Source organism: Peribacillus muralis, assembly GCF_001645685.2.
GTDB classification, from domain to species: Bacteria; Bacillota; Bacilli; order Bacillales; family DSM-1321; genus Peribacillus; species Peribacillus muralis_A.
Map to the genome: position 1 here is coordinate 2,682,001 of NZ_CP017080.1, position 19,615 is coordinate 2,701,615.

The following is a 19,615-nucleotide window of genomic DNA, read 5'->3' on the forward strand; positions in this document are numbered from 1 at the left end:
TTAAAGTCTTTTTTCGCTAAAAAAAGATTTACGTATTTTCGTATATTCGATTGCCGGAGGGTCTATTTAACCAGGCGGAAAAACCCTTAAAAATCAATCAAACTTCCAAGCTGTCAAACTTAAGTTGCCGTATTGAAAAGTCCTATGCAGCATAGTCGCCTTTTTGTGTCCATCTCCTGCTCCCATGGCGATGATCAAAGGAATGAAATGCTCTTTGGTGGGCACTGCATCCATACTGTATGGAGCGTATTGATCATAGTTGAATAAAGATTCCAAATCCCATGCCATGATTTTTCCTTCTACCCAGTTTTCGAAATTGATTGCCCAGCCCTCCGCAACATTCATATCCTTCTGAATGTGCGTGAAATTATGTACGATTCCGCCGCTCCCGATGATCAGGACATTTTCCTCTTTTAGTTCCGCCAATGCTTTTCCGATTTCATATTGTTTGTTTAATGGAAGTTCAGGATTGATGGACAGCGATACGATCGGGATATCGGCTTCCGGATACATGATGTGCAATAGCCCCCATGCCCCATGATCCAAAGGGCGTCTATCATCAAGCTCGCCCAAAACTCCGATACTGGAAAATAAAGTTAAGATCCGGTCGGACAGCTCCAAACACCCTGGAGCAGGATAGGTAATTTTGAATATTTCTTCAGAAAAACCAACAAAATCATAAATGACCTGATGTTTCCTCACTGCCGAAATCAACTGCTCTTCGCTTTCCCAATGTGCAGACATGATAACGATTGCAGCAGGTTTATTCATAGCATTCGTATATTCCTTCAAAAAAGCAGTATATCCATTATTTTCCAAAGCCAATAAAGGTGTACCATGTGATAAAAACAATGATGGCATCATAGAAACGATAAATCCTTTCGCAATATAATCTCTTAACCCCACCCTTAATTTACTATATATAAACGAACTGTTCATCAATTAAATTGCATTTTGGGGGTTGTCTCATCAATAGTATCAAAAGAATACCCTTCTTTTTTTAGGAATTCGATAATATCGGGCAGTGCCTTCACGGTATTTTTCATACTATTGATATCATGCAATAAGATATTAACATGCTTTTGACCTTTCGTCCCTTTTTGTACGGAAGAAATGATTTGCTGTTCACTGATCGTCGGACTGATACCGTCTGTCGAATCAATGTTCCAGTCGACATAAGTATAGCCTTTTTCCGTTAATTGTTGAAGGATTCCATTAATGATAGGTCTTGTTGCGGCTTGATGCCTAAGTAAATTATTCGAACCCCCTGGAAGGCGTACAATACGGCTCTTTATACCAAATTCCGTTTGCAGCTTCGATTCTAAACGATTCAAATCTTGAAAGAAGCCCTCAGGCGATTGATAGACGATTGCATAATCATGTGTATAGGAATGCAGGGCAAGCGCATGCCCTCGGGATATCATTTCCTCATAACCTTTCTTGGCATATGGCTCTTCATTACCCATCACGAAAAATGTCGCCTTAACATGATAGCGGTCCAATATATCCAATATATCCATCGTATTCAATGATGGTCCATCATCGAAAGTCAAATAAGCGATTTTCTGGTTTTCTTTACTTTTAACGAGCGGGATCATTTCTTCAGGTACCATAGCATGGACATGAATCGGCCCCAGAGCCGTCAAAAGCATACATATAATAAAAGAACTTACCATTGAAAGTAATAATACTGACAGCTTCTTCATCTTTCGCTCCCCTTCCTCTTGACCTTTAAGATGTACTAACGGAGGGGTTTCATGCGCAAAAAAGGCAGCGGTAAAAAATACCGCTGCCTTATCCATTCATTTAGCGATCGACATTGAAGTAACGTGCTTCCGGATGAGCAAAAACGATTGCAGAAACCGACGCTTCCGGCTCCATCATGCATCCTTCAGTCAATTCCACGCCAATATCCTGAGGCTGCAGGAGGCGGAACAGCTTCTCCTGGTCTTCCAGATTCGGGCAAGCGGGATAGCCAAATGAAAATCTTTGTCCCGTATATTTAGCTGCAAACCGCTCTTTCATGGACATTTCAATTGGATCGCTTATCCCTAAATCATCTCGCATCAATTGGTGCATTCTTTCAGCAAATCCCTCCGCCGTTTCAAGTGCAAGTGATTGCAAAGCATGATTTTTCAGAAAATCACCTTCAAGTTTTAGTTTTTCTGCCCACTTCCTGATTCCTTTACCGGCTGTCACGAGGAAGAATCCAACATAATCCAGTTCTCCCGACGAGACGGGCTTGGCAAAATCCGCTAAACAAAGATGCGGATTGGTATCCTGCCGAGGAAAATCGAACGTTTCCAATATCTCCGAAGGATCATCCGGGTTATAAACCAAGAGTTTGTCTCCATCACTTTGTGCAGGGAAAAATTGATAAATGGCATGTAACCCATAATCCGGTTCCGTTTTTAGGAATTCAATCAGCTCATCGACAAGGTCATTCAGCTGCACCGCTTTTTCATTCCCTTGCTTGATCAGGTCCGCTACCTTGCCCTTTAATCCCAAATGATGCCCAATCAGCATTTGCCGATTAATGTATGGCTGGATGACATCCAAGGGATAGTTTTTCAAAACGTGACGCTTCGTATCACGCGGTTTTTGAACAGGAACGTTACTCAAAGGGGCAGCATTCGATTGTTTTCGAGCAGGCTTCTCCATCGTGGCAGCAATGGCAGCATTCGCTTTCGATTTTTCCCGCTTCTCGACCAGTTCCTCCAAATACACCACTTTTTTGTTCGAGTCATGTAAAATGTTCGTTACCGCCAAGCCATCCATCGCATCCTTGGAATAAAGAACCGGGCCGCCATACTCTGGTGATATTTTAAAATCGGTGAATTTACGGGATAAGGCAGCCCCTCCAACCAATATCGGGGTATCTATCCCCGCATGCCTTAAATCTTGTGCCGTCAAGACCATTTGCTGTGCCGATTTTACAAGTAAGCCTGATAAGCCAATGACCGTTGGTTCATGTTTTCGTACTTCTTCAATGATTTGCTGGGGCGCAACCTTAATACCTAGATCAATCACTTCGTAGCCATTATTCGAAAGAATGATATCCACTAGATTTTTACCGATATCATGCACATCACCCTTCACAGTCGCTAAAAGGATTTTTCCTTTCTTCGCGCTATCTTCGGAGTTCTCCATCAGCGGCTCAAGGTGTGACACTGCCGCCTTCATCACCTCTGCACTTTGAAGAACCTCTGCAACGATAAGCTGATTGTCGTTGAATAATCTTCCCACTTCAGCCATCCCAGCCATCAATGGCCCATTGATGATTTCCAACGGAGCATCTCCACGCTGAATTGCCTTGTTTAAGTCTTCAATTAAGCCTTCCTTCGTCCCTTCGATGATATAGTTCCCTAAACGCTCGTTCAATGGCAGGAGAACGCCATCATCCTTCTTCTCCGCTTTTTTGCCACGATAAAATTCAGTGAAGATGGCCAATGTTTCACTGGATGTCTCGAATAGGAGTGCCTCGGCCAATTTCACCTCATCTTCAGGTATCAGGGCGAAGCGTTCAAGCTTTTCCGTATTCACGATGGCGTAATCGAGGCCTGCTTTTGTACAATGATAAAGGAATACGGCATTCAGGATTTCCCTTCCCCGTGCTGGCAGGCCGAATGAAACATTCGATATGCCGAGTATCGTCAAGCATTCCGGAAACTTATCTTTGATTGCTTTAATACCTTTAACCGTTTCCAACGCAGAACCGATATATTGCTCATCTCCGGTACCGACCGGGAATACAAGCGGATCGAAAATGATATCACTTTTGTTCAGTCCATACTTATTAACAAGCAAATCAACAGAACGGGTGGCCACTTCGATTTTCCGTTCAGCATCGACTGCCATTCCCGTTTCATCGATGGTTCCCACGACGACGGCGGCACCGTATTGATGGATAAATGGTACGATTTTTTCAAAACGCTCTTCACCATCTTCAAGGTTAATGGAATTAATGATTGATTTCCCTTGCGAATGCTTCAATGCTTGCTCAAGAACGGATTCATCCGTCGTATCGATCACCAATGGCACCTTCACCTTTTTGACGACCTCTTCCACGAATTCTTTCATATCGCCTAGTTCATCGCCATCCGGGTCTGCAAGACAAATATCAATTACATGTGCACCTTTTTTCACCTGGGCACGTGCTATTTCGGCAGCTGGCTCGTATTGCTTCCCACGAATCAGCTCCTTGAATTTCCTTGATCCGATAACATTCGTCCTTTCACCTACGAATAAAGGTCGCATTGACTCTTCATAAATGAGGGGCTCTATGCCTGATACGGCATGTCCGTGAGCAGTTTCAGCCCTTAGGCGAGGCTGCAAGCCATCAAGAACCCTAGAAAGCTCACTTATGTGCTCAGGGGTCGTACCGCAGCATCCGCCAATGATATTGACCCAGCCCTTTTCGGCAAATTGCTTCATTTTCTCTGCAAGTGAAGCAGGCGACTCATGATAGTGTCCCTCTTCATCCGGAAGTCCAGCATTCGGGTAACAGCTAATCGCGCTGTTTGCTATCTCTGCAAGTGTCCGGATATGATCGATCATGAATTCCGGTCCTGTTGCACAATTCAGGCCGACTGCAACAGGCTTCATATGCTCGACCGATAAATAGAAAGCCTCTATTGATTGACCGGCGAGTGTTGTGCCCATCGGTTCGATCGTACCGGATATCATCACAGGGACTTCTTTTCCAGTTTTGGCAAAGGCCGCTTTTATTCCTGAAAAGGCGGCCTTGACATTAAGCATGTCCTGACACGTTTCCACCAATAATAGGTCCACACCGCCGTCCAGGAGGCCGAGTGCCTGCTCTTCATAAGAATCGGTTAGAATGTCGAAAGTCGTCCCCCCTGTAACGGATAGTGTTTTTGTCGTAGGTCCCATCGAGCCAGCTACATATCTAGGCCAGCTATTGTTTGAAAACTTTTCACAAGCTTGGACTGCAAGCTTTGCCGAAATTTCATTAATCTTGTATGCAAGCGTGCTTATTTGATATTCCTCCAAGACGATGCTTGTCGCCCCAAAAGTATTTGTTTCAATGATATCGGCACCTGCTGCCAAATATTTTTCATGGATGGATTGGATGAGTTCCGGTTGCGTCAGCGATAAATATTCATTGCATCCCTCGAACTGTTCGCCGCCGAACTCCGCTGCTGTCAAATTCTCCGCCTGAAGCATGGTTCCCATCGCTCCATCAAGTAGGAGAATTTTGGAATCCAACTGTTCTTGTAGCGCTTTTTTATTCATGCACTGCCACCTCTGATGTTTGTTTACTATCGATTTTTTTTATATATTTCGTAAGTTCCGCTGTCATTTCATAACGAAGGAATGGAGTGATTAAATAAATTCCCTTGAATTTATCTCTTGCTGCGTCCACTAGCTCCCTAGCAATGTTAACACCTTCCATCCTTGCCTTTACAGGGTCATTCCCTGCTAAAGCCATTGCTCGCCTGACATTGTCCGGCAATTTGATGCCTGGGATTTCATTGTGGATGAATTCGGCATTCCTCGTGCTTGTCAAAGGCATGATCCCGATGAAGATCGGCGTTTCCAAATGTTTGGTCGCTTCATGAACTTCCTCCATTTGTTGGACTGAATAAATGGGCTGCGTCAAAAAGGAATGCGCACCACAGGCAATTTTCTTTTCGATTCGCTGCACTGCTTTATCCAAATATTTCACATTGGGATTAAACGCGGCGGCAATCTTGAAATTTGCGCGTTGGCCCAAACTTTGACCCGAATAAGAAAGACCCTCATTAAATTGTTTGACCATGCTTATCAAATCAAAGGATGATAAATCATAAACCGATGTGGCACCGGGAAAGTCCCCGATTTTGGATGGATCGCCGGTAATGATCAATATCTCGTTCAACCCCACCGTCTGCAAGCCCATTAAGTGGGACTGCAGACCGATTAAATTACGATCACGACATGTTATATGTACCATTGGCTTCACATTCAATTGGGTCTTCAATAAATTTGCCAGTGCCTCATTCGATATTCTTGGTGAAGCAAGTGAATTATCCGCTAATGTAATGGAATCCACGCCTGCACTTTTTAAAGCTTTCGCACCAATCATGAAATTTTCTATCCCCAACTTTTTCGGTGGATCGAGTTCAACAAGAATCGTCCTTTCTGTTTTGGCCTTTTCATATAGAGGAAGTTCCCCTTCTCTATCGTTTATCTCAATTATTTCTATTTGCCGTGGTTTCGTGAATTTTTCATTTACAGGAGCCAAGCTTCCAACTGCCTTCTTCACGGCTTGAATATGCAGGGGAGTGGTTCCGCAGCACCCGCCTATGATCGTCGCTCCTTGCTTACGTAAGTCCAGGGCACTCGAGCCGAAATATTCAGGAACTGCTTTATAGACGAGCCTTCCATCCACATAATCCGGGAGGCTTGCATTCGGATAGATGGCAATCGAAGCATGTTTTGGCAAATTCACTTCTTCCAATGAACGAATCATATGGTGCGGGCCAAGCCGGCAATTCACGCCAACAACATCTGCCCCCAATTGCTCAAGCTTTTGAAATGCATCATTTAAATGGAGCCCATTTTGGAGATTGCCCAGTTCATGCATGGATACATTTGCAATGATGGGCAGTTCCGTTTCTTTTTTAACGATTTGCAATACGGTTTCCAGTTCTTCGAGATCATAATATGTTTCCAGTAGGATCCCATCCGGATTTTCCATCAATAAGCTGTAAAGTTGTTCACGAAAGCCTCGCTTTATTTCTTCCATGCTCAAATCGGATTTTCTAATACTTCGCTGTGCCCCGATTGTACCGAAGACGTAAGCCTTGCCTTTTGCCGCTTTTTTAGCGAGGATGACTCCTTGGCGATTGATCTTGCTTACCTCATCTTCGAGCCCATGACGCTTCAACTTGTTGAAGTTGGCACCATAGGTATTCGATTGAAGGATATCTGCACCCGCCTCCAGATAGGCACGATGGATCGATTCTATTTGATCGGGGTTCGTACAGTTCAATTCCTCATAACACTGATCAATGCCATAGGAGTATAATAAAGTCCCCATTGCCCCTTCTCCTACCAGCATTCTTTCTTTTAATTCTTTACGAAAATTCATTATTACACCCTCTCTCAAAAACGATTATGTTTTTGTCATTTTCTAAGAGTATGAGAGAAAAGGAAAAAAACCTTCTCAAAGAAGAAGGTTTCTTGAAACTTTCTCCTCATCTATCAAGCTCTGCTTGCTGGATTTAGCACCTTTGCCTAAGCTGGTTGCTGAGGTTTCTTCGGGCCAGTCCCTCCACCTCTCTCGATAAGATCGATATTCAATTTTCACAAATTTCAAAATTTATTTATATTTAATTTACATGATTAACCTGTCCATTTCAATACCTTACTCGCCATTTTTTCATTTTTCCGATAATTACTTCACTTCTTTACAGCCTGAATTCGTTTTCCGGCCCTTTGTTTCCAGTCCTCCGCGAGTGAATCCAAAGCAAATAAAGTACGTGCTCCTTCCAGCCCGTCCCTTCCATGGAGAATCACCTCCGTTGCGTATTGAACGGTAATTTTTTCCTGATGTCGTTCAAGTAACACGATCTCATCTTGCTTCTTTATGGTCCCCTCTTTGATGACCCTTGCAAAATACCCAGTGAAACCAGTTTTCATGACTGATTTCAAAAAGCGAGGCTCGAGGTTATAATGGGATATCGTCGAGCAGGGTATCCTTCCCTGGTTAATTTGGATGATCGCTTCACCCATTTGATAAACATCTCCAATATATGTAGTATCCTCGGTCATCCCTGTCACTGTTACATTTTCACCAAATGCAGGAATATCCAGTTTTTTAGAGAATTTGGCATTCCATAATGCGTAGTGTTCATAAGGATAAAAACATATAACCCGATCAGGACCCCCGTGGAATTTTACATTGCCTACTCCGTCACCCATTATGCCCGATTTTGTTACCGTTAAGGTCTCGACTGCTTGTTTGCTCATCGCGGAGAATATGTTGATATTCGCAAATGTTTCTTGTTTTGGCTTCCCGACTTGAAGTGAAACTATTTTCTTGTTATTCATTTATCCCTCTTCCAATCCTCATAAAATGTGAATTATTCTTATATGAATAAATTATACTAAAAATCCCTTTTATTCTATAGTTTTTTTAGGAGAATATACCATTACTGAAAATCACACAACTTTCGAATTGGATGAAATATCATTGAATTCCAAGAAAAATCATTAGTAAGTTACCGTAATAATGTTGCTATTTCAGAATTAAATATGGTAGAATATGAACACAATATATAGTCGAAAACTACAACGGTTCGCCTATATGTTGATTTCACGATTGAATTCCTCATTGTCGCTCTTTAGGGAGCGATTTTTTTTTGCCCTGCTTTCGCCTTCCGACATGACCACTTCTTCATAGTCGCTAAACATACATACAGAAAGCCAAGCATTCCTTCTCCGCTTGGCTTTTTTTCGTATTAAGCTTGTTTCTTTTTTTTCGGTGCCGCCTTCTTTCTGGTGGTTTTTTTCTTTTCCGGCTCTTCATGTTTCGTTCGGTCAATGGAAGCCTGTAATGCCTCCATTAAATCGGTTACATTGTTTGCGACCGGTTCCTTTGTTGTGGCACTAATCGCCTTCTGTCCCTTTTTCTTAGATTCAATCAGTTCAAGTAAAGCGGTTCGATAATCATCAGTATATTTGGTCGGGTCGAACGTCGATGTTAATTGATCAATTAACAGGACTGCTGTATCAATTTCTTTTTTTACGATCGTATCATTAGCTGGGATATTGGGAACATCCGCTGCAGGACGCACTTCATCCGGATAATGAATCGTTTCCATCACTAGCGTATTATCAACGACTCGAATGACAGCCATTTGTTCTTTTGAACGAATGATTATTTTCGCTATTCCTACCTTATTGGATTCCTTAAGCGCTTGTCTTAAAAGGGAATAGGCTTTTATTCCTCCGTCGTTGGGAGACATATAATAACTGCGGTTAAAATAAATCGGATCGATTTCCTCTATTTTCACGAAATCCACGATTTCCACAGCTTTTTCTTCATTTTGTTTCTTCAGTTGTTCTAGTTCATCGTCCTCCAAGACGACAAACTTTCCTTTTGTATATTCGAAAGCGCGAACGATATCATCTTTACCCACTTCTTTCTGGCATACCGGGCAAACCTTTTCATATTTAATTGGTGAGTGACATTCCTTATGCAACGTCCGTAAAGATATATCCTTATCTTCCGTAGCCGCATGAAGTTTAATCGGTATGTTCACCAAACCGAATGATATGCTCCCCTTCCACATTGTATGCATATGGGTCACCTCATAATTTATTTTTTATTAATTTTAAGAACACTGTTATTATCCCCCTTCGTCATAAAAAAACCGAAAAAAAATTTGCCAACTCTAAGCCTTTGTTTTTTTGGAAAAAATAATGTTAATCATCTATTTGCGGAAGGTGTTATTTAAAAATGAAACCGATGCTGCCAACTTATTACCCAGAAGCGCCCAACTCTAACGATTGGCGTTATGAAGTCAAGTATGACGGCTTTAGGGCCGTTCTAACGGTTGACTCCGATACGATAAGCATTGTGAGTCGGAATGAAAAGGAATTATCTCAGCTATTCCCGGAAGTCATTACCTTCATTAAGGAAATGGATTTGGAAACGTATCTCCCCTTAGAGCTGGATGGAGAATTGGTATGGCTGACGAATCAAGCAAAGGCAGATTTCTTTCAGATGCAATGGCGAGGCCGTTTACGAAACCAATCTTTGATACTGGAAAATGCTCATTATTCCCCATGCCGTTTTATAGCGTTCGATCTCCTGCGAATCAAAGGAAAGGACGTCAGAGGCACATCCATGGAGAAGCGCCGGGAATTGATGGTGAAGATGGGGAAACAACTCGGCCTTCCAAGTCCTCCCGACCCTACCGATCAAGCAATAATACAAATAATTGAAAGCTTCGATTGTCTGGATGCCGCATTGAATGAGGTGATTCTCTTTGATGGAGAGGGAGTAGTTGCCAAGGAAATTCGAGGTACATGGCAAGAAGGGAAACGAACGACATCTTGGATTAAGACCAAAAATTGGAAGGCGGTTTCCTGTTTCATCACGGCATTGCATAAAGAAAACGGATATATATCCCTTGGGGTATTCAAGGAAGGTGAAATATCGAAAATCGGAAGTGTCAAAAATGGTTTGAGTGCTCAAAACAAAAGGATCCTGCATGACCTCATTAAGCAAAATGCCTCAGGAGAGGACGCACAGTTTTACTATATCCACCCTTCCATTTGCATCGAAGTTCAATACTTACACGTTTATGAGGAAAATGAATTGCGTGAGCCTCAGTTTTCGCAATGGCTTTTGCAAACGGTGCCAACTGAATGCACGTGGGAAAAATTCAGATTAAGTCAGTATACTTTTCCCGAAACCGTCCAATTAACCTCCCGCGACAAACCGCTATGGACAACGGCAGGCAAAGACGTGATCAAAGTGGAATATCTTCATTATTTGCGTGAGGTTTCCGCTTTCTTCTTACCTTTCTTAAAGGATAAATTATTGACGACGATTAGGTACCCTCATGGAACTTTGGCTCAAGAAAGGTTTTTTCAGAAAAACAAACCTGATTATGCACCAGGTTTCATTGAAACGTTCAGGGACGAGGGTATTGAGTATATGCTTTGCAACGATGTTGAAACGCTTCTTTGGTTTGGTAACCAACTTGCATTGGAGTTTCATGTTCCATTCCAAAAGGCGGGAAAAACAAATCCTGATGAAATCGTTCTGGACTTGGATCCTCCTTCGATTGAATACTTTTCACTTGCGGTCAAAGCCGCACTGGAAATAAAAAAGGTGACGGAATCATTAAAAATTCAAGCCTTTGTCAAAACTTCTGGCAACAAAGGACTGCAGATTCACATCCCGTTGCCAGAAGGCAAATTCACATATCAAGACACACGAATTTTCACGGATTTTCTCGGTCGTTACTTAACAAGTTCTCACCCCAATGACTTTACCATGGAAAGATTGAAAGTGAATCGGCATAATCGCCTTTACTTGGACTTTATCCAGCACAGTGAAGGAAAAACCATCATAGTACCCTATTCCCCGCGCGGGAATGATTTTGCAGGCGTTGCTACACCTTTATTTTGGGAGGAAGTGAACGAAACGCTGCAACTAAAAGACTATACCATCCAAACCGTCCCAGCCCGCATCAAAAAGGATGGCTGTTCATTCAGGGAATATCGATATGTCGATAATGGGACTGCCTTCCATGATGTTTTGGCCTTTCTCAAGCAAAAGAAGGACTAGCATTGGAGCTACTAATTGTGAGATCGGGGCGTATACTCGTGAATGTAAGATGTTTGCTTGAAAATTGAGTCGTTTACTCGTAAGTTTGAGGCGTTCTCTCTACATTTTTTGATGTTTTTGCATGATTTTGGGCAATTACTCGCCAGTTTGGACGCTCTACTCGCCAATTCAGCATCTTTACTCGCCAATTCAGCGTCTTTACTCGCTAATTCAGCGTCTTTACTCGCCAATTGGTGCTTGACACGCAAAAGTGGATTGCTTTTAGCTCCAGTTCCAAAAAAGGTGAGGAATTAAATGATTCCTCACCTTTTTTGTGTCATTTCTATAAGGCAGTTTGCAAATAGGTTTGAACTTCATCCTGCAGTTTGGCATATAAGCTTGTTTCTTCTTCGAATTTTTGTTTTTCAAGTATTACGAATTGTTCCGGTTGATTTTTGTCTATTTCTAGCGATATCTTGAATTCATAGGTTGCGTTCCCTATTAAATCAATTGAATAGGTTTGTTTTTTTTCATCAAAGTGAACGACGCATTTCACTTTCCCGCCATTATTGTATACGGAAATTTCGCGCTCCAATTCATTCAATCCAATTGAGCAGGTTACTAGGCTAGAAGCGGACATCGCCGTGCCACACGCATTCGTGAACCCCACTCCCCGTTCATAAGTCCGGACATAAATGCTTCCTGGTTCGAGTTCTTTGACAAAACTGACATTGACGCCGTCAGGAAAAAGCTCATTCGGTTGATTGACCTTTGCAGAAAGGTCTGCCTGGAGGCCGCTTTGTAAAATCTCCGAATCGACGAGGGTAATCAAATGCGGATTGGGAACCGCCAATGCCGAGAACAATAGGGAAGAATGAAGCTCTGGCAATGGTTCGTTTTGCAACGTTTCTCTTTCAATGATGAGTGGCAGGTCCTTCACATTGAAACTGACGGGGGAAATTTCGACCTTGAACGTAGGGATTCCCTTATATATATCTTTTGTTTTTTCAACGAGTAAATTCGCTTTCATCGTTTCGACAATCATTTTGTCGAGTCCCAATGCATCGTTTGCATATCTTGCAACACAGCGGAGTCCATTTCCACACATTGATGCTTCCGATCCATCCGCGTTAAAAACACGCATCCGGCAATCAGCCTGTTCACTTTTCATTACAAACAAAATGCCGTCTGCGCCAAGTCTTCCTCTATCGCAAAGGGCTTTTGCCAACTTTTCTCTCTCTTGTTCAGTAAACGTCAAGTTTGTCGTCAATTCATCAATGATCAAGAAATCATTTCCTGAACCATGACTTTTCAATCCTTCAATAATCATCCTGTCACATCCTTAAATATGCATGTCATCATCACTTTTTTAAATATTCTATATCATAGCATTTTCACGATAGATGTGTCATCGCGAAAAGTAAATAAATCAAATCCTTCAATGTTTTGTACTATGCAAGGAAGAGCGGTTGGCAGGAGAACTCCTCCCCTTTCCAACCGCTCTTCCAAAAATATTAACCGATCAAACCGATGATGAAATAGACGATAAACATGGCCGCACTTACATACATCGGGGCTGAAACTTCTCTAGCTTTTCCGGTTACAAGCTTCAAGAATGGGTAGAGAATGAAACCGAATGCCATTCCATCCGCAATACTGTATGTGAATGGAATGATCGTAATGATCATGATTGCAGGTACACTCTCGGTTAAATCGCTGAAATCCAGTCTTTTTATGTTACCTAGCATCAAAATGCCAATTATGATTAAAATTGGCGCAATGGCGCTATCCGGGATCACTTTTATCACCGGAATAAATAACATGGAAAGGATGAAAAGCACACCAGTCACCACAGAGGTGAGCCCAGTCCTGCCCCCGGATGTGATTCCAGCAGCCGTTTCAACTGTTGCAACCGTAGGGCTCGAACCGAAAATACCTGATAACAGAACGGAAACACTCGTCGCCTTCAGCGACTTTTTATAGGCATCCTGGCGGTTGATACTGTCTACATGTCCGTGTACAAGTCCAATATTTTCAAAAACCAGAACCATCGTCATCGCAAAGACACTTATCCAAAATTCGATTCGGTCCGCTTGCATGAACGATAATGAAAAGAAAAGATCGCCATATGAAGCTGTTTCCATACCAGAAAAATGGATGTCCGATAGTTGAACCGTCCCACACAAGTAGGCAATGATACTTCCTGCCAAGATGGTGATCATGAAATTACCAGGGACATTTTTGATGAATAGCGTAATGGCCAGTAAAAAGGTCAGCACCGTCGCACACACGGCTGGATTGCTTAAATCTCCCAGCGCGATGATGGAGGTTGAACCTTCCGTGATGATCCCGCCCTTTTCAAGTCCAATCAGCATCAAGAATAAGCCCAGGCCAACGGATATGGCATCTTTGAGCGAGTTCGGAATCGAATCACTGATTATCCGGGAGTATTTAGTGAAGGCTATGATTACAAAAATAACTCCCGAAATAAATACAGCTCCAAGCGCTGATTGCCAGGATAACCCCATTCCTTGGACCATCGTATAAGCAAATAGTGCATTCACGCCCATTCCTGGAACGAGCAGGATCGGGACATTTGCCCAAAGCCCTATCATGATGCAGCTTAAGGCGGATAAAAGGATGGTGGCAATCACCGCACCGTTAATCGGTATGCCCGCTTCCGATAAAATCAGGGAATTCACGATGAGGATATATACGATCGTAAAATAACCGACAACTCCGGCAAGGATTTCTCGTTTTCCATTCGTTCCATAGCTGGAAAAATGAAAAAGGGCTTCCAAGTTTAATTTCTTCATGTTGTATCCTTATTAAATTATCCCTCGCCCACCCGTTTGTTTAAGTGACAAACTACACTTGGCGATTTTAACAAAAATAAGAGCAAAAATAAATAGAATTTTTAAAAATAAAGAAAACTGCCGAAAATCATTCCGGCAGTTACCTATCTTTTCATTATTTTTCTTCTTCCGCTGCATACCCGTCGACTACCAATTCCAGCTTCCCTGTTTCAGGAGAAATGATTAGTCCATGTACAGGAATTGTTTTAGGAATCAAAGGATGGCCTTTAATTACTTCCACACTGTTTTTACAGCTTTGATAAACATCATCAAATCCGCGAAGCCAGCTGCGGATATCGATTCCTGCAGCTCCCAGTGTATCGATGGTACTCTTTGGAATATCGCGGTCAATCATTTTTTCCACTACGGAATCTGCATCGACTGATGCCATCCCACAGTCATGGTGAGGTATGACCAATACTTCATCAGCCTTTAGCTCATAAATGGCAATAAGGATACTACGCATCACACTACCAAATGGGTGGGAGACGATTGCCCCGGCAGTCTTCAATATTTTCACATCGCCATTTTTGACATTTAAGGATTTTGGCAATAGTTCAACAAGCCGGGTGTCCATACAGCTTATGATGACCATACGCTTCTCTGGAAACTTATCCGTTCTATACTTAACATACTCACCTTTTTCTACAAACTGTTCATTATAATCAAGTATCTCATTAAGTAAACTCATATTTACCACCCTTTTTATGTAATTAAGCTTTTTATTTCTCTATGATTATATCAAATATATAAAAGATTTGCTAAAGTGTATTGTCATAGTCAATTTGAACGATGATTTAAGGTGGCGGCACAGAATCCGAAAATGATGAATCTGGGGATTTCTTCAACATGAGATGAAAAGGTAAGAATAGGTGTATTTGTCTTAAATCGCTTTCCCCATTCTAACGGCATCCATCCTTCTTGGTAGGAAACGATTTTTTCCCCGTTTTTAGTCGCAATCTCAAATGAATTTAAACTTCCCGGCGTGTGAATGGGCATCCACTCCGTACCATCTTCCTTGTATATCATTCCCTCTATTTTCATGAGAGTCCTTTTTTCTTCATAGGAACCAATGAGGCTCCCTTCTTCATCCATGATCGACATTTCATTGAATAGACCCTTTTTGATATGATAATTGGCAAGTAAACGCCCATCATGATCGACTAATTCATACCGCTTGGCTAAGAGCATCGACAAGAAATTAGGTACCATCCACATGAACCACTTCATATTCCTATCCCGAATCTCGCCCAACAGGGAACCATCAGGTGCAAAGAGAAGCAGCCGCAATGTCGGTGCTGGGAGGAACGTCAGCAATATATGTTCAGCATCTAGCAAATCGGCATTTTTCCCATATAGATCATGAGGCAATTCCTTGATTCGGTTTTCATAGATTCGATGGATGATATATTGGACAATACTAAAAAAAATGAATGGAGACGTAATCAAGATGATGGGACCTCGGATCAAGCTCGTAACATGGCCAATGAAAAAGAGAATGGCCAATCCAAGAGATATCCAGGAAGCATGAAAATTGGAATTGCTTATCTTTTGATAATATTCGCGTATATTCATATCTTATTCTGCTTTTCACTCCCTACTAGGAAAGTTCTTCGTCATAAATGGCGTGCCATATATGTCTCAAGCCGCCATCCATCCTTTACCCTTTCGTATTTAATTCGCGTTCATGTGAGCGATTCCCTTTTTTAAACAGCCATTTCCGTGCGCCAATAATATGAAAAAAAAGAAGGACTCCGTCATGGACGGAACCCTTCTTCCTTTTGCTATAATATCCTGAAAATCAACGGGAATCGGTAATCCGTTCCTTCATAAGCCCTAATGGCAGCAATGATCGTGAATATAATTAATGCTATTCCGATAACCGGCAATAGCAAGAAGCCAATCAAGACTATCGAAAGTAACCCAGCAACGATTGAATATATCGTGTAGGAAATGAAAAAATTCAAGTATTCCCTTCCATGATAATCCACAAACTGTGATGAGTCCTTCTTTATTAACCAAATCACTAAAGGACCGATAAATGCTGTGAAAAAGCTGATTACATATATAAGGGCAGCAAACACTCTTTCATCTTTAGTAGGCATAGTGTCTTCTCCTCCTCTCCTATATGAATAATTACGTATCAAATGAAAAATGGTTTCATTTTCTTTTCATTTTATTCGAAAAAAGGGAAAGGAGAGAACCTATTTTTGATAAATCCTTGATGACGAAATATCTGGACATGTTCAACCAGCTGGTGCATAAAGATAACATAATGGATCGTCCGAAATCTTCAGGAATGGAGTGATGTTTTTTTGCTGAACGAATTCCAGGCCTTCATCCTTGGAATCATCCAAGGCCTGACTGAGTTTTTACCTATTTCAAGCACCGGACATTTATATTTGGGAAGACATTTATTCCACCTTGATGAGGCAGGCATTTTTCTCGATACCATGCTGCACATCGGTACATTGCTGGCATTATTGGTCGTTTATAAGAATGACATTCTTTCGATTTTAAAAAACCCTTTTTCCAAACTGACCCTGGTCCTTATTGCCGGAACGATCCCTGCCGTGATTGCCGGCCTTTTACTCAGCGATTGGTTTGATGGTCTTTCAAAAACGGGAGTGACCATAGGCTGGGAATTTTTAGCGACAGGATTGATTTTATGGGTAGCCGACGGGATCAGAAAAGGAGAAAAATCTCTGAATGATATATCCGTCAAAGATGCCTTGATCATCGGAACCTTTCAAGCTGCTGCAATCATGCCTGCGCTTTCGCGTTCAGGCCTTACAATTGCTGCTGGTCTCTTCTGCAGGCTTGATCGGGCGACCGCCGCTTATTTTTCCTTTTTGCTTTCGATCCCAGCCATTACTGGCGGCATTGTTTTTCAGATGAAGCCGATCTTTACGGGGGAGGTTGAGCGGCTTCCCGTCACTGCCCTTTTTGTCGGGACCCTTGCTGCAGCCATATTTGGTTATATTGCCGTGGTTTGGATGATCGATTTTCTTAAAAAGCGGTCCCTTAAAGTATTCTCCATTTACGTATGGGCGCTTGGAGCAATCATTTTATTCATGCAATTCACTGGAAGGTTTTAAGGGATGAAGCACTTGAAATGGAGGTGGAAAACTGGTTTTTCAAGGGCATAATGCAGACGTGTGCCCGCTATTAATACCCGTCAAAAAAAAGTTGGAAATTGACGAAAAAAAAAGGCAAAAAACCTATTCCCAAACCGGATTTTTTTTAGTATTATACCTTCGTAAGCTTCTTTAGATTTATATAATTTCTGACAATAAAAATAGGGAAGGCAAATGGTGCGCCACCGGTTTCCGGTTCTAGTGGGTTCGATTCCCACCCCGAAATTTTTTGATGAACGACTTAAAAAATTTCGAGGGTGGGCAGCGACTACGCATAAAAACTGCCCTCAAACGGAGGGACGGAAATGTTAAAAAAGAGAGATTTCTCAGATTGTTTTTCTCTTTATGAACAAATGACGCATCCAGATGTCTTCCCTTTCGTGCGCCATAAAGTAGATTCATATGAAGAATATGTATTCATTACTAAGCAAACGATCGAGGCAGAAGAAGCTGGGGAACTCATTTCACGAACGATCCTGGACGAATGGGAAAACCCAATCGGTTGCATTTCTTTATACGATATTGAAAATGGTGCAGGTTTCTTAGGCACATGGCTTGGCAAGTCTTATCATGGAAAAGGATATAATGCCATCGCAAAAGACGCTTTCTTTAAAGAGCTCTTCTTCGAACTGGGCCTTGAAACGGTCTTCATGCGAATTCGCAAAAAAAATATCCGTTCGATTAAAGCCGCGGAAAAGCTTCCCTATGCCATCAATGCCAACGATACAAGAAAGTCCCTTTATGATCAGATCAATCATGAAGGAGATATCTTCGATTTGTTTGAAATACCTAAAGATTTGTATAACCTTCATATCCTTAGGCAGCATGATGATGACGAACAGCAATTACTCGAAGCATAAACAGCGGATCGGTTGATTTCTTAAGGAAATTGCTTATCTTTTCATATAAAGGCGAGAGCTTCCATAATTGGATAGCTCTTTTCTCCGTTTTGAAAGGCCAGACCGAAAAGAATGTTGCGATTCCCTATTCTTTTTAGGGATATTTTTTTATAATGAATACAATTGACTCATTCAACATTATATTCAAAGCGTCATCGAAAGGATTTAATCATGAAAAAACTATTGGTTTTTCCCGTGCAGCTTATCCTGCTGCTCATCATTTGCAAGCTCGGCTATTATTTTGCTGACTTACTTCATTTACCCATTCCAGGCAATGTCATCGGCATGATTCTATTATTCTTTTTATTACAAACGAAGGTCCTTAAGGTCGAGTGGATTGAACTGGCTTCAGGATTCTTAGTGAAGCACCTCGCCTTTTTCTTTATTCCCATTTCCATCAGTTTGATGACCATGGGATGGCTATTCATTGAATTCGGTTTGCCTTTGGCACTAACGCTTGGGGTCAGTTTGATTTGTGGGTTCATCGTTTCCGCTTGGACCGTTCAGAAATTTTCTCATAGAGGAGAGGCTAATCAGCATGACAGCGTTAATCACACCCTATAGCATCGTGATAACCCTCCTTGCCTATTATATAGGAAGGAAAATATATGCCAAACATCCGTCACCTTTCACGACGCCCGTGTTTTTCAGCACGGTCACCATCATTCTCATCTTACTGGCCAGCGGTATGGACTTTGATGATTATACACCTGCAAAAGATATCATCTCCTATTTCCTAGGTCCTGCTACTGTTGCTTTGGCTGTACCGCTTTATAAAAATAGAAAGATAATCGTTAAATATGCTATACCGGCGATAAGCGGAATGATATTGGGCCTAATGGTCACCTTGACTATCGCCTTCACCATTGCTCAAGCCTTTTCACTGCCCCATTTTATCCTTCAGGGGCTGGCGGTTAAGTCCATCACTGTCCCGATTGCAGTGGAAATTACCGAGCTTTATGGCGGTGATTCCAATATTTCAGCAGCCTTCGTTATCTTGACTGGTGTCCTGGGAACGATGATCGCCCCCAAGCTGATGGATAAATTGAACATAACCATGCCCTTTGCCCGCGGTATCGCATATGGGACCATCGCTCATGGTCTTGGAACGGCACAAGCTGCTCAGGAAAGCGAATTTACCGGAGCTGTCGCTGGTGCAGCCATGGCGATTGCAGGGATCCTGATTTCCTGCTTTTTCCCCTTGATCAGCCGTTTCCTTTAAATGCAAGAACCGCAACGTCAATGACGTTGCGGTTCTTTTTATGATTGATCTTTTTTCAGGTCTTCGTATAATCGTCTTAAAATATGCGTTTTATACAGTTCGAGCTTTTTCTTCTCGATCGGGTGATAGCTTATCCCTCCGGCTTTCAATTGCTGGATGAACCACCCCTTGGAAAATTCATAAGCCATACTGCCCCCTCCTCTGTTCAAGAA

The 19,615-nt window shown here is 42.1% G+C and carries 17 protein-coding genes and 1 riboswitch; of the genes, 5 read left to right on the top strand and 12 right to left on the bottom strand.

Features of this window, described 5'->3' with window-relative positions:
* Positions 1 to 93: 93 nt before the first annotated feature.
* From ABE28_RS12980 to ku, 6 genes are all read right to left on the bottom strand, one after another.
* Positions 94 to 864 carry a dioxygenase family protein gene (locus ABE28_RS12980; RefSeq protein WP_064467368.1) on the bottom strand — a complete coding sequence of 257 codons (771 nt, stop codon included), beginning with the start codon at positions 862 to 864 and terminating at the stop codon, positions 94 to 96.
* A 74-nt stretch (positions 865 to 938) separates the two neighbouring features.
* On the bottom strand, positions 939 to 1,706 hold the full coding sequence (locus ABE28_RS12985; protein WP_167353403.1) for a polysaccharide deacetylase family protein: 768 nt from the start codon (positions 1,704 to 1,706) through the stop codon (positions 939 to 941).
* Between the two features lie 100 nt (positions 1,707 to 1,806).
* The gene (metH, locus tag ABE28_RS12990; protein WP_064467367.1) at positions 1,807 to 5,256 is read right to left on the bottom strand and encodes a methionine synthase; all 3,450 of its coding nucleotides are present in this window, start codon (positions 5,254 to 5,256) and stop codon (positions 1,807 to 1,809) included.
* Positions 5,249 to 7,096: a bifunctional homocysteine S-methyltransferase/methylenetetrahydrofolate reductase gene (locus tag ABE28_RS12995; RefSeq protein WP_064467366.1), complete on the bottom strand. Its 1,848-nt coding sequence runs from the start codon at positions 7,094 to 7,096 to the stop codon at positions 5,249 to 5,251. Before ABE28_RS12995 ends, metH begins: the two co-directional genes overlap by 8 nt.
* Before the next feature lie 103 nt (positions 7,097 to 7,199).
* A riboswitch (SAM riboswitch) is annotated at positions 7,200 to 7,298 on the bottom strand.
* Positions 7,299 to 7,407: 109 nt separating this feature from the next.
* A complete protein-coding gene (locus ABE28_RS13000; protein ID WP_064467365.1) occupies positions 7,408 to 8,058 on the bottom strand; it encodes an MOSC domain-containing protein in 651 nt (216 codons plus the stop codon).
* A gap of 410 nt (positions 8,059 to 8,468) precedes the next feature.
* Entirely contained in the window at positions 8,469 to 9,311 is an 843-nt protein-coding gene (gene ku, locus ABE28_RS13005; RefSeq protein WP_064467364.1) for a non-homologous end joining protein Ku, read from the bottom strand.
* A 158-nt stretch (positions 9,312 to 9,469) separates the two neighbouring features.
* Between ku and ligD the strand changes: the two genes are divergently transcribed.
* Positions 9,470 to 11,311 (top strand): DNA ligase D, encoded by a 1,842-nt coding sequence (gene ligD, locus ABE28_RS13010; RefSeq protein ID WP_064467363.1) that lies wholly within the window; start codon positions 9,470 to 9,472, stop codon positions 11,309 to 11,311.
* 322 nt (positions 11,312 to 11,633) lie between these two features.
* On the opposite strand, the gene dapF is transcribed toward ligD, so the two are convergent.
* From dapF to ABE28_RS13035, 5 genes are all read right to left on the bottom strand, one after another.
* On the bottom strand, positions 11,634 to 12,620 hold the full coding sequence (gene dapF / locus ABE28_RS13015; RefSeq protein WP_064467362.1) for a diaminopimelate epimerase: 987 nt from the start codon (positions 12,618 to 12,620) through the stop codon (positions 11,634 to 11,636).
* A 184-nt stretch (positions 12,621 to 12,804) separates the two neighbouring features.
* A complete protein-coding gene (locus ABE28_RS13020) occupies positions 12,805 to 14,106 on the bottom strand; it encodes an NCS2 family permease (protein ID WP_064467361.1) in 1,302 nt (433 codons plus the stop codon).
* A gap of 154 nt (positions 14,107 to 14,260) precedes the next feature.
* Positions 14,261 to 14,836 (bottom strand): beta-class carbonic anhydrase, encoded by a 576-nt coding sequence (locus ABE28_RS13025; protein WP_064467360.1) that lies wholly within the window; start codon positions 14,834 to 14,836, stop codon positions 14,261 to 14,263.
* An 89-nt stretch (positions 14,837 to 14,925) separates the two neighbouring features.
* Positions 14,926 to 15,720 carry a hypothetical protein gene (locus ABE28_RS13030; protein ID WP_064467359.1) on the bottom strand — a complete coding sequence of 265 codons (795 nt, stop codon included), beginning with the start codon at positions 15,718 to 15,720 and terminating at the stop codon, positions 14,926 to 14,928.
* Between the two features lie 209 nt (positions 15,721 to 15,929).
* The gene (locus ABE28_RS13035; RefSeq protein WP_064467358.1) at positions 15,930 to 16,250 is read right to left on the bottom strand and encodes a DUF4870 domain-containing protein; all 321 of its coding nucleotides are present in this window, start codon (positions 16,248 to 16,250) and stop codon (positions 15,930 to 15,932) included.
* A gap of 213 nt (positions 16,251 to 16,463) precedes the next feature.
* Here ABE28_RS13035 and ABE28_RS13045 point away from each other — a divergent pair, with 213 nt between their 5' ends.
* From ABE28_RS13045 to ABE28_RS13060, 4 genes are all read left to right on the top strand, one after another.
* Entirely contained in the window at positions 16,464 to 17,243 is a 780-nt protein-coding gene (locus tag ABE28_RS13045) for an undecaprenyl-diphosphate phosphatase (RefSeq protein ID WP_064467385.1), read from the top strand.
* A 344-nt stretch (positions 17,244 to 17,587) separates the two neighbouring features.
* Positions 17,588 to 18,142, top strand: a complete 555-nt coding sequence (locus ABE28_RS13050; protein ID WP_064467356.1) for a GNAT family N-acetyltransferase — start codon at positions 17,588 to 17,590, stop codon at positions 18,140 to 18,142.
* Positions 18,143 to 18,352: 210 nt separating this feature from the next.
* Complete coding sequence (locus ABE28_RS13055; RefSeq protein WP_064467355.1) at positions 18,353 to 18,745, top strand: CidA/LrgA family protein; 393 nt, start codon at positions 18,353 to 18,355, stop codon at positions 18,743 to 18,745.
* The gene (locus tag ABE28_RS13060) at positions 18,720 to 19,403 is read left to right on the top strand and encodes an LrgB family protein (RefSeq protein ID WP_064467354.1); all 684 of its coding nucleotides are present in this window, start codon (positions 18,720 to 18,722) and stop codon (positions 19,401 to 19,403) included. Before ABE28_RS13055 ends, ABE28_RS13060 begins: the two co-directional genes overlap by 26 nt.
* A 38-nt stretch (positions 19,404 to 19,441) precedes the next feature.
* Here ABE28_RS13060 and ABE28_RS24545 read toward each other — a convergent pair whose 3' ends face one another.
* Positions 19,442 to 19,591 (bottom strand): DUF2639 domain-containing protein, encoded by a 150-nt coding sequence (locus ABE28_RS24545; RefSeq protein WP_083232076.1) that lies wholly within the window; start codon positions 19,589 to 19,591, stop codon positions 19,442 to 19,444.
* Positions 19,592 to 19,615: the final 24 nt, after the last annotated feature.